Origin of the sequence: Nocardia inohanensis NBRC 100128 (assembly GCF_001612945.1) — a bacterium.
Classification (GTDB): Bacteria; Actinomycetota; Actinomycetes; order Mycobacteriales; family Mycobacteriaceae; genus Nocardia; species Nocardia inohanensis.
Genome location: NZ_BDBK01000010.1, coordinates 1 through 11,452, shown reverse-complemented (window position 1 = coordinate 11,452; position 11,452 = coordinate 1). Strand labels below are relative to the sequence as shown.

Annotated in this window: 8 protein-coding genes; 4 read left to right on the top strand and 4 right to left on the bottom strand. The window is 68.4% G+C overall.

What is annotated here, in order from left to right; translation table 11 throughout:
* Positions 1–47: 47 nt before the first annotated feature.
* Positions 48–1,388, top strand: a complete 1,341-nt coding sequence (locus NI1_RS19715; protein WP_067822868.1) for a glutamine synthetase family protein — start codon at positions 48–50, stop codon at positions 1,386–1,388.
* Positions 1,389–1,475: 87 nt separating this feature from the next.
* Entirely contained in the window at positions 1,476–4,490 is a 3,015-nt protein-coding gene (locus NI1_RS19710; RefSeq protein WP_067822866.1) for a bifunctional [glutamine synthetase] adenylyltransferase/[glutamine synthetase]-adenylyl-L-tyrosine phosphorylase, read from the top strand.
* Positions 4,491–4,575: 85 nt separating this feature from the next.
* On the opposite strand, the gene NI1_RS19705 is transcribed toward NI1_RS19710, so the two are convergent.
* The 3 genes from NI1_RS19705 to NI1_RS19695 form a co-directional block, all read right to left on the bottom strand.
* Complete coding sequence (locus NI1_RS19705; protein WP_067822863.1) at positions 4,576–5,376, bottom strand: ESX secretion-associated protein EspG; 801 nt, start codon at positions 5,374–5,376, stop codon at positions 4,576–4,578.
* The gene (locus tag NI1_RS19700; RefSeq protein WP_067822860.1) at positions 5,373–6,737 is read right to left on the bottom strand and encodes a PPE domain-containing protein; all 1,365 of its coding nucleotides are present in this window, start codon (positions 6,735–6,737) and stop codon (positions 5,373–5,375) included. The genes NI1_RS19705 and NI1_RS19700 overlap by 4 nt, the downstream gene beginning before the upstream one ends.
* A gap of 112 nt (positions 6,738–6,849) precedes the next feature.
* Positions 6,850–7,689, bottom strand: coding sequence for a class I SAM-dependent methyltransferase (locus tag NI1_RS19695; RefSeq protein WP_218026788.1), 840 nt, complete (start codon positions 7,687–7,689; stop codon positions 6,850–6,852).
* Between the two features lie 95 nt (positions 7,690–7,784).
* Between NI1_RS19695 and NI1_RS19690 the strand changes: the two genes are divergently transcribed.
* Both NI1_RS19690 and NI1_RS19685 read left to right on the top strand, forming a co-directional pair.
* The gene (locus NI1_RS19690) at positions 7,785–8,789 is read left to right on the top strand and encodes an endonuclease/exonuclease/phosphatase family protein (protein WP_157535215.1); all 1,005 of its coding nucleotides are present in this window, start codon (positions 7,785–7,787) and stop codon (positions 8,787–8,789) included.
* 99 nt (positions 8,790–8,888) lie between these two features.
* A complete protein-coding gene (locus tag NI1_RS19685; RefSeq protein ID WP_369690148.1) occupies positions 8,889–10,331 on the top strand; it encodes a neutral zinc metallopeptidase in 1,443 nt (480 codons plus the stop codon).
* Between the two features lies 1 nt (position 10,332).
* Here NI1_RS19685 and NI1_RS19680 read toward each other — a convergent pair whose 3' ends face one another.
* The gene (locus NI1_RS19680; protein WP_067823776.1) at positions 10,333–11,169 is read right to left on the bottom strand and encodes an alpha/beta hydrolase; all 837 of its coding nucleotides are present in this window, start codon (positions 11,167–11,169) and stop codon (positions 10,333–10,335) included.
* Between the last annotated feature and the right edge of the window lie 283 nt (positions 11,170–11,452).

Genomic DNA, 11,452 nt, shown 5'->3' with positions numbered 1-11,452 from the left:
TCATTCATGTAACACGGATTTAACTCCGCGCACCTACAGTCCAGGTCATGGACCGTCAGAAGGAATTCGTCCTCCGCACGCTCGAAGAGCGCGACATTCGCTTCGTGCGGCTCTGGTTCACCGATGTGCTGGGCTATCTCAAGTCGGTGGCGATCGCTCCCGCCGAGCTCGAGGGCGCTTTCGAAGAGGGCATCGGCTTCGACGGATCGGCCATCGAAGGGTTTGCCCGGGTCTCCGAGGCGGACATGGTGGCCAGGCCGGACCCCTCCACCTTCCAGGTGCTGCCGTGGTCCACCTCCAAGGGGCATCAGCACTCCGCGCGCATGTTCTGCGATATCGCCATGCCGGACGGGTCGCCGTCCTGGGCGGATCCGCGGCACGTGCTGCGCCGGCAGCTGAACAAGGCGGCGGACCTCGGGTTCAGCTGCTACGTGCACCCGGAGATCGAGTTCTTCCTGATCCGCGCCGGGCTCGACGCCACCGGCAACCCCATCCCGGTCGACAACGGCGGGTTCTTCGACCAGGCCGTGCACGACGAGGCGCCGAACTTCCGCCGGCACGCCATCGACGCGCTGGAGTCCATGGGCATCTCCGTGGAGTTCTCGCATCACGAGGGCGCGCCCGGCCAGCAGGAGATCGACCTGCGCTACGCGGACGCGCTGTCCATGGCCGACAACGTGATGACCTTCCGCTACCTGATCAAGGAAGTGGCCATCGACGAGGGCGTGCGGGCCAGCTTCATGCCCAAGCCGTTCGCCGATCATCCCGGTTCGGCCATGCACACCCACATGTCGCTGTTCGAGGGTGAGCAGAACGCCTTCGCCGACGCCGACGACCCGCTGAACCTCTCGGTCACCGCGCGCGCCTTCATCGCCGGCATTCTCGAGCACGCGCACGAGATCAGCGCCGTCACCAACCAATGGGTCAACTCCTACAAGCGGCTGATTCACGGCGGTGAAGCGCCGACCGCCGCTTCGTGGGGTCGCTCCAATCGCTCCGCGCTCGTTCGGGTTCCGATGTACACCCCGAACAAGTCGTCCTCGCGTCGCGTCGAGGTCCGCAGCCCCGACTCGGCCTGCAACCCGTACCTGGCCTTCGCGGTGATCCTGGCCGCCGGTCTGCGCGGTATCGAGAAGGGCTACACGCTGCCGCCCGAGGCCGAGGACGACGTGTGGTCGCTGACCTCCGCCGAGCGGCGCGCCATGGGTTTCCGTGAGCTGCCGGCTTCGCTGGACGAGGCGCTGAAGAACATGGAGAAGTCCGAGCTGGTCGCCGAGACCCTGGGCGAGCACGTCTTCGACTTCTTCCTGCGCAACAAGCGTCGCGAATGGGCGGGCTACCGCAACCAGGTGACCCCTTACGAGCTGAAGGAATACCTCAGCCTCTGATCGCGGTGCGGGCCCGGTTCGGGCACGTTGTCGGTTATCGGAGGGTTCGGCGCGACCGCCGAACTTCGTGACATGTAATTTGAGTGCATGGTCCGGCCACCGACAACGCGATCCGCTGTCCCCGGTGTCGGACGGCTCGGACTACTCGAGCCGTCGGCAGCCGATTCGCTTCGAGAGTTGGCGTGGGACAACGTGGAGAGCGTGCCACTGTTGTGGGCGCTGTCGCGGTCGCCCGATGCGGATCTCGCGCTGCTGACCCTCATTCGCCTGCGCGAGCAGCTCGGAAACGATTGGGCTGCGGTCGATTCCGCCTTGCGCACCGATGTGGCGTTCCGCGGGCGGCTGCTGGCTCTGATCGGCTCGTCGAGCGCCTTCGGTGATCACCTGGTGGCCGATCCGGCGGCGTGGCAATTGCTGCTGCGGCGCGAACTGCCCTCGCGGGCGGAGGTGCTCGCCAGCCTGCTCGACGCCGTGCAGGCGACGCCCGAGACCGGGCCGAACGCCGCACCCATGCTGTACCGCGCGGGCATCGCCGGGTCGGAAGCGGTTGGGTTGCTGCGCAAGCGGTATCGCGATCAGCTGATGCTGCTGGCGGCCATCGACCTGGCGGCCACCGTGGAGAACGAACCGGTACTGCCGTACCAGACGGTGGGGCAGCATCTCACCGATCTCGCCGACGCCGCCCTGACCGCCGCGCTGTCGGTCGCGGTCACCCGGGTCTGCGCCGACCGGCCGGTGCCGGTGCGGCTGGCCGTCATCGCCATGGGCAAATGCGGTGCGCGGGAACTGAATTACGTCTCCGACGTGGATGTCATCTTCGTCGCCGAACCCGCCGACACCACCGCCACCCGGCTCGCCGCCGAAATGATGAGCGTGGGCAGTTCGGCCTTCTTCGACGTGGACGCGGCGCTGCGGCCGGAGGGTAAAGCGGGCGCGCTGGTGCGCACCCTGGAATCGCATATCGCCTATTACAAGCGCTGGGCGCGGACCTGGGAATTCCAGGCACTGCTCAAAATGCGGCCCGCGGTCGGCGATCTCGACCTGGGCGGGCAGTACCGCGACGCCTTGATGCCCATGGTGTGGGCGGCCTCCGAACGCCCCGACTTCGTCGCCGACGTGCAGGCCATGCGCCGCCGCGTCGAGGACCTGGTCCCCGCCGATCTGCGCGAACGCGAACTCAAACTCGGGCACGGCAGCCTGCGCGATGTCGAATTCGCCGTCCAGCTGCTGCAATTGGTGCACGGCAAGGCCGATGAATCACTGCACGTGCAGGGCACCGTGGAGGCGTTGACCGCGCTCGCCGCGGGCGGTTACGTCGGCCGCGACGATGCCGCCAACCTCACCGCCTCCTACGAATTCCTGCGCCTGCTCGAACACCGTTTGCAGTTGCAGAGACTCAAGCGCACCCACACCCTGCCCGCCCCCGAGGACGAGGAGGGCATGCGCTGGCTGGCGCGCGCCGCGCATATGCGCCCCGACGGGCGGCAGGACGCGGTGGGCGTGCTCACCAGCGAGATCAAACGCAATGCCGTGCGGGTGCGGCGCTTGCACGCCAAGCTCTTCTACCGTCCGCTGCTGGAATCGGTTGCGCGCCTTGATGCCGACGCCCTGCGCCTGTCCCCGCAAGCCGCCGTCCGTCAGTTGGCGGCGCTCGGTTACGCGGCGCCGGAGAACGCGCTCGGCCACCTCAAGGCGCTCACCGGCGAGGTCGGCCGCAAGGGCCGCATCCAAGCCCTGCTGCTGCCCACCCTGCTCGAATGGCTCGGCGAGACACCGAATCCCGACGCGGGCCTGCTGGCCTACCGCCGCGTCTCCGAGGGCCTGGACAACGAGATCTGGTTCCTGCGCGAACTCCGCGACGAAGGCGCAATCGCGCAACGCCTGATGATCGTGCTGGGCTCCTCCGCCTACCTGCCCGACCTGCTCATCAACGCGCCCGAAACCATCCGCATGTATGCCGACGGCCCCAACGGCCCGCTGCTGCTGGCCACCCAGCCCAGCGACGTGAAACGCGGAATCCTCTCCGGCGCGGGCCGATACGACGACCCGAAGCGCGCCGTTGCCACCGCCCGCTCGCTGCGCCGCCACGAACTGGCCCGCGTCGCCTCGGCCGACGTGCTCGGCATGCTCGATGTCCCCCAGGTCTGCGAAGCCCTCTCCTCGGTCTGGATCGCCACCCTGGAAGCCTCCCTGCAAGCCGTAATCCGCGCCGGCGAAGTCGAATCCGGTAAACCGGCCCCCGCCGACTTCGCGGTGATCGGCATGGGCCGGCTCGGCGGTATGGAACTCGGCTACGGCTCCGACGCGGACGTCCTGTTCGTCTGCGACCCCCGCCCCGGCGAAGACGAGACCGTCGCCGTCAAATGGGCGATCAGCGTCGCCGAACAAGTGCAGCGCCTGCTCGGCGCCCCCAGTACCGACCCGCCCCTCCAGGTGGACGCCGGCCTCCGCCCCGAAGGCCGCAACGGCGCGCTGGTCCGCACCCTGGCCGCCTACTCCGCCTACTACTCCCAATGGGCCCAATCCTGGGAAGTGCAAGCCCTGCTCCGCGCCCGCTTCATCGCCGGCAACGCCGACCTGGGCACCCGCTTCCTGCACACCGTCGACCCCATCCGCTACCCCGAAGGCGGCATGTCCCCGGAGGGCGTCCGCGAAATCCGCCGCATCAAGGCCCGCGTGGACGCCGAACGCCTCCCGCGCGGCGCCAACCCGGCCACCCACACGAAACTCGGCCGCGGCGGCCTGGCCGACGTCGAATGGACAGTGCAACTCCTGCAACTTCAGCACGCCGACAAGGTCCCGGCCCTGCACAACACCTCCACCCTCGAATCCTTGGACACCATCGAGGCCGCCGACCTCATCGACCCCACCGACGCCGCCCTGCTCCGCGACGCCTGGCTCACCGCCACCAAAGCCCGCAACGCCCTGGTCCTGGTTCGCGGCAAATCCGCCGACCAGCTCCCCGGCCCCGGCCGCCTGCTCTCGGCGGTGGCCAAGGTCGCCGGCTGGCCGAACGACGACGGCTCCGAATTCCTCGACCACTACATGCGCGTCACCCGCCGCGCGAAGACGGTGGTGGAGCGCGTCTTCGGTGGTGAGTAGTCGCCGATTGGAGTTTTGCTCCACTTTCAGCCGCCTACAGTCAGTTTCCTGATCGAGCAGGGCTGTTCGTGGAGCAAAACTCCAATCATCTGAGTAACTGGATAATGCACCGGCGCAAGGTGTCCGGCGAGCAGGGGGTGATGTGCAGGTGACCGTTGCGGTGGTGGACGGTGTAGCGGCCGTCGCCGGTGACGTCGAACCAGTGCAGGTGTCGTGGGGGAGTCGGGTGGTCGGTGCGGAGATGGTGGCGGGCGGTGAGGTCGCCGTGTGCGCTGGGGCGGGTGTGGGCGAGGCGCAGGATGCGGGCCAGGTCCGGGGGTCTGGTGTCGGCGATCTCGCGGCCTCGCGGTGGGAGGGGCGTGATGCGGTGCGGGCGGTGGTGGTCGGCCTCGGCCGTCGCGATATTGGGATTCGCTGGCGGGGAGAAAGTTTCAGCGCGTGCTGCCGGATCGTGGTCGATCGGGGACGGTGTTGTTGCGGATTGGACGGTGCCGGGCGGGGCGGTGCCCAGGACCGCGCTGAAGACGGAGACGATCAGAGGCGGGGTGCCGGATTCGATGATGATGTTGCCGCCGGTGTCGGTGCGGGTGGACGGGCGTTGGACCAGGGTGACGGCTATGTCGTTGGTGACGGCGGCGTAGGCGCGGAGCGGGTGGCGGCGGAGGCCGGTGAGGGTCAGGGCGGAGTCGGGATGGGCTGAAAGTCGCAGGGCTGCGGTGAGATCGGGGTCGTCTCGGTGGAGGCGGGCGTTCAGGGTGGTTGTGAGTCGGGTGTGGTCGTCGCGCCATTGGGCCGAGGAGCGAAGGCGGAGAGGTGGGGGATAGCGGTCTTGGCCGGTTTCTTTCCAGAGGTGGATGAATTCGTCGGGGGTGAATTCCCATTTCATGGGGTTTCGGGCTCCTCGGGGGTGAGGTCGGTTCGGGCGGCGAGGATTTCGGCTCCGAGGACCGGGGGGACGGCCGGGGGCGGGGTGCCGAGGAGCTCTTCGGCGCGATGCCAGGTCAGCCACGATGGGGCGGTGTGGTTGGTGTCGGCGGCGGTGCCGGAGTGTGCGCCAGGGGCGTACATGCCAGGCGGATAGCTCGATCCGGGAGACTGACTGCGTGCGGCCCGCGTGGATCGGATCGGGGTGGCGGGTGTTCCGGTCGGCCGGCCCGGGTAGCTGACTCCGGGAGCCCCGGAGATTCGGGGTGCGGCGGAGGCGCCGATACCGGGTGCCGACGGGTTGCCTTGGGTGCCGGGGTAACTGGGAGATCCGGGCGAGCCGGGTGATGCGGTCGTGCCGGGGCCGGCGGCCGGGGTGGTCTCGGCGGCCTCGAAATCGCGGGTACTCGCGGGAGTTGTGCCGTCGTCGGAGCTACCGGTCGTAGCTGCGGGATCCGTGGATCCGTTCGCCGGTGCTGCTTCGCGGCCGGCCTTCGATTCGGCTGCCGGCTGCCCGGATGCTGTGTGAGTCCCGGAGGGGTCCGCACCGTCACCGACCAGGTTCAGGGCACCCGGGTGGGTGCGGCCCGGCGAAGTGCCACCCGGTGTCGCGGCGTAGGTCGGCGGTGAGCCGGGATCGACACCCACGCCCGTGGATTGCGCACCACCACCGGGCATTTCGACATCCGCGAAGGCCGGTACTCCCGCACCCGCCGGTGGGTAGATGGGCACGTAGTTCGCTTCCAGTGCGGCGAGCGCGAGCCGGTACTGCTCCTCGCGGTGCGCTTCGGCTTGCTGGGCATCGCCCGGAGCGGTGGTACCCAGCAAGAGTCCGAGAAACGTTGTGCTGGTGTCGGATAGCGAGGATCCGGTGGTAGTCGAGCCGGTATCGGGTGGTGGGGGAACGGTTTTGCGCACCGCCTCGGCGCCGAACGCGGCGGCCGTCATCCGGTGCCCGGTCCCGTGCGCGATCTCCGCGACATCCAGTACCCGCTGAACGAATTCACGTGCCGCCCGGTCGGCCGCCTCCGCGATCCGCCCGGCGGACCCGTCGGTGAGGACGCTCTGCAACTGCATGTGCAGCCGCGGTGCGACGCCACTCAAGCTGTTGCCGATGCTCACCCACGCCTCGGCCGCCGCATGCATATCGCCCGGGTTCATCTCCCGCACCGCGGCATAGATGCTCTCGTGCGACCAACCCTCGAAATGCTCCAAGCGCTGAACGTAATCCGCGTCGACGGCCCCGTGCGAGACCCGTAACTGCTCCCGCTCGGCGCCTTGCTGACTGTCCCGCGCGGCCTGCCCCAGCCGGTCCGCGTCCATCGGCGTCCTCCCTCGCTCGATCACCTATCGACTCGGACGCGGAAGCTCGCCTCCCGGTTCCCTCGAGCCGATGGTGATTCGGCGGCGCGCCGGAGCGCGGACGGCCGTCGGCCTAGATCGGTTTGGCGGCTTGCAGGGTGTAGGACAGCGGCAGGCGTTCGGGGTGTTCGGCGAGTTCCCAGCGGCCGTCGCGTTCGATCATGTGGCCGGGCAGCGCATTCCAGGGGATGCTGCGGTGCTCCACCAGCCCGGTGATGGTGAGGTCGGCGGCGATGAGAGCGCCGACGATCTCACCGAGGCCGTGGTTCCATTCGTGGGTGGTGGTCGCGGTCAGCGCGCCCGGGGTGTCGACGTAGGTGCCGGCGTCGTTCCAGACCATCGGGTCGGCGGTTTCGAAGTACGGGAATCCGATGACGAGCCCGTCGGTGCGGGATTCGTCGATCGACCACAGGGCCGGATGGCCTTCGGTGATGAACAGCCGTCCGCCCGGGCGCAGCAATCCCGCCACGGTCTCGGCCCAGCGCCGGATGTCGGGCAGCCAGCACAGCGCCCCGACGCCCGTGTACACCAGGTCGAATTCGCTGGCGCCGAGCACCTCGACGGCGTCGTAGACATCGGCTTCCACATAGTCGATGGCGGTTCCGGTCAGCTCGGCCAGCTTGCGCGCCTCCGCGATCGAGGCGTGCGAGAAATCCAGTCCGGTCACGGTCGCCCCGAGCCGGGCCAGCGACAGGGTGTCGGTGCCGATATGGCATTGCAGATGTACCGCGCGCCGCCCGCGAATGTCGCCGAGCAGCGGCAGATCGAAGCGCACCACGGCGCTGAGGAACGACGGATCGCGCTCGAATTGCTCCAGCGCGTAGTCGGCGGAGGCGGCGTGCAGCGGCGCGCGCTGATCCCAATTTGCCTGGTTCAGGCGGCGATATTCACTCACGTCTTTCGACTGTGCCATGTTCGGCCGTCTCAGCGCAGCCCATTTACCGGCGGGTCGCGCAGGTCAGCGGCTTTTCCATGCTCCGGTAGGGTGGCCGCGGAAGGGGAGGTGGCATGGTGCCGGTGCAGGGACAGGTGTATGCGGAGGATCGGATCGGGGAGGTTCCGGGCCCACCGCGATGGCGGCGAACGGTGCGGACCGGGGTGTCGGTGCTGGGGTGGCTCGCCTGTGCGGCGGGGTGCGCGGGGGTGGTGCTGCACTACTTCAGCTGGCCGGTGATGATCTTGACGCTGGCGGCGTCGTTCGCCTCCTACGCCATGGTCGGTGCGCTGGTGGCGCTGGTGCTGTTCGCCCTGGCTCGCCAATGGCGCAGCGCCGCAACGGCTTTGCTGCTCAGCGTCGCCGCCATGTGGTCGCAGCTCCCCATGCTGTGGCCGGACGGCAGCGCCCCGCCCGGGGTGGATGTGGCGGTCATGCAATCGAATCTGCTGTTCGGTCACGCCGATGCCGACACCGTGGTGAAAGCCGTGCGGGACAATCGCATCGAGGTGCTCACCCTCGAGGAGCTCACCCCCGAGGTGCTGGAGCGGCTGCGTGCGGCGGGACTCGAGAGTGAATTGCCGTACTCGTTCACCGCGCCCGCGAGCGGCGGCGCCGGTGGCGGCGTGTTCAGCCGTTATCCGCTCCAGGACGGCCGCAAGCTGGACGGTTTTCTGATGAGCAATGTGCGCGCCACCATGATGCACCCGGAGCGCGGCCCCGTGCCGGTATTCCAATTCCACCCGATGCCACCGAATCTGGACTTCGACGCTTGGAGTAGCGAACTGCGGCGCATCCGCGAACTCCTGGACCAGCAGTCCGGTCAGGTCATCGTGGGCGGTGACTTCAACGCCACCTACGACCACAAGCCGTTCCGAGACCTGTTGCGCGGCCGCTACGCCGACGCCGGCGAACTCACCGGGGTGGGCGCGCTGCCGACCTGGCCGCAGGACCAGTACGGCGGGCCCTACATCGGCATCGACAAGGTGCTGGTGGCGGGCGGCCACGCCACCGAGGTGCGTTCGATGATCATCCCGGAGTCGGATCATCGCGCTGTGCTTGCGGTACTGCGACTTTGAGCGATCGAAGGGGGGATACTCGAAGACGCGGGAGCTGAGCCTCACCGTCACGGGTACCCGGGATCGGTGGGGGTCCCGTCGCGGTACTCGGGAGGCGAGATGCGGATGTCGCGGCTGCGGGCGGGGCTGGCCGTCGTCATTCTGACGGCCGGCGTGACGCTCACCGGATGTGAACTGGTGCCGGAGTCCGGCTCCCAGAGCGTGCCGAGCGGAGCGGGAAATCCGTTCGAGCTCAACGGATCCGAATCGGCGACCGGTCCCAGCGGCCGGCGCTCCGGGGTGCCGGACGCCACGCTGACGGCCGAGAACGGCGACGGCGGGACGGTGGATCGACTGGCGCTGAACGCGATCGCCGATATCCAGGAGTACTGGAACACCGAGTACGCCAAGATCTTTCCCGGGAAACTCACCCCGGTGAGCCGGTTCATCTCCTGGGATGCAACGGCCCCGCGCGGCCGAGCGGTGGAGTTCTGCCGCGAAACCACCTATCAGGAGATCAATGCCGCCTACTGCGGGGTGGATCAGAGCATCGGCTGGGATCGCGGCGTGCTGCTGCCGGAGCTTTCCGAGAAGTTCGGCGATATGTCGGTGGTGTTCGTGCTGGCCCACGAATACGGGCATGCGGTGCAGGAGCAGGCCCGGATCAACGGGCTGTTCACGCCGAACGTGGTGAAGGAACAGCAGGCGGACTGTTTCGCGGGCGTGTTCATTCGGCATGTGGCGGAAGGGAATTCGCGCCACTTCACCATCAATACCACCGATGGGCTGAACGGCGTGCTGGGTGCGGCGGTGGCCGTGCGGGATCAGGAGCCGGGCGCCTCCGAGAACGAGCACGGGACCGGTTTCGAACGCGTCACCGCCTTCGAGATCGGCTACACCGACGGGGCCGCCAAGTGCAAGAACATGACCCGCGCCGAGCTGGAGCAACGCCGCGGCACGCTGCCCACCACCTTCGGGTTCGGTGAGAAGGGCGCCCAGCTGACCGTGGATCGCAGCTCCCTGGAACAGGTCGCGCAAGCACTGGCCGCGGCGTTCCCGGTCACCCAGGCGCCCAAGTTCGACTACGGCGGCGTCACCAGGAAGTGCTCGAATGTGACTACCACGCAACCGGTTTCGTACTGTCCGGCCACCAATACCATCGGCTCCGATGTGACCGCACTGGCCAAACGCGCCCGCGGCGACGACGACACCGAACTGCTGTCCTCGCTGGTGGCGGGCGACTACAACGCCTTCGTGGTCTTCGTCTCCCGCTACATGCTTGCCGTGCAACAGGATCGGAAGCTGGGCCTGACCGGAGCCGATACCGCCGGCCTGCGCACCGCCTGCCTGTCGGGGGCGTTCAGCACGACACTCAGCCAGCCCGGCAGCACCTTGCAGCTCTCCGCCGACGATCTGGACGAAGCCGTCTCGGGTCTGCTGGCCGACGGGATCGCCGCCGCGGATGTCGACGGGAAGGTGGTGGCCAGCGGATTCGTCCGGCTGCAAGCCTTCCGCACCGGCGTGCTGGACGGCGAATCCGCTTGCCTGAGCACCTACAAGTAGTTCACGCGGGCAGGTGGGCTTCCAGCCAGTTCACCAGGTCGGTGAGCACCTTGTCCTGTTCGGGCTCGTTGTAGATCTCGTGGTAGAGGCCGTCGTAGCGGATGACGGTCTTGTCGGTGGACGCCGCGCCCTGCTCGATCAGGTCCGCGCCCTTCGGATTGGCCAGGCCGTCGGATTTACCGTGCTGCACCAGCAGCGGGACGGTCAGCTTGTCCAGATGCGTGAGCACGAAATCGCCCGCGTGCAGCATCTCCACCGCGGTGCGGGCCGGGACGCCGCCGTGATGGACCAGCGGGTCCTGGTCGTAGGCGCGCACCACCTCCGGGTCGCGGCTGACCAGCTTCGAATCCAGTTTCACCACACCGAGATTCGGCAGCAGGCGGGACAGCAGCGGGGCTACGGCGCGCTCGACGGCATTGCCCGCGTCGACCACCACGGCCGGGCCGGACAGCACCAGGCCATCGATATCGAGGGGGCCGCGGGTGGCGAGGTACGCACTGGTCAGCCCGCCCATGCTGTGCCCGATGACGAAGCGCGGCAGGCCCGGGTGCTTGTCCGTGGCGAGCTTCAGCAGCGATGCCACATTGTCGGCCGCGCCGTCCAGCGATCCCACGTTCGCGCGCGCACCCGCCGACTTCCCGTGCCCGGTGTGATCGAGCGCGTACACCGCGAACCCGGCCTCGGTGAGTCGCTGCGCCACGTGCGCGTACCGCCCGGAATGCTCGGCGTACCCGTGCACGATCACCGCCAGCGCCCGCGGCTCGGTATCCGGCAGCCAGCTCTGCCAGAAGATCCGGCCCCCCGCACCCTGGAATTCACCGGTTTCGTTCCGGGTCATCGTCACTCCTCGCGGTTCGGTCTCACGCTGCCGGAGGGCGTCCGCGACCCGCGCGGTGGTACGCCCGAAAAGTCGCGTACCGGCGCAGCCATTCTTGCGCACCGGCCGCACGCGTGTCCCGCAGCCGGGCATTTCGTGGCGTGCCCCAATCCGCGCGGACCCACGAAAGTGGGGCGCCACAACCTCTGTCGGCGACCTGCATTCGTCGGCGCCACCCTTCGTCATCCCGGCGTGCTTTTGGCCGGGATCCACACGCCCACTGTGTGGATTCCCGCCAAAAGCA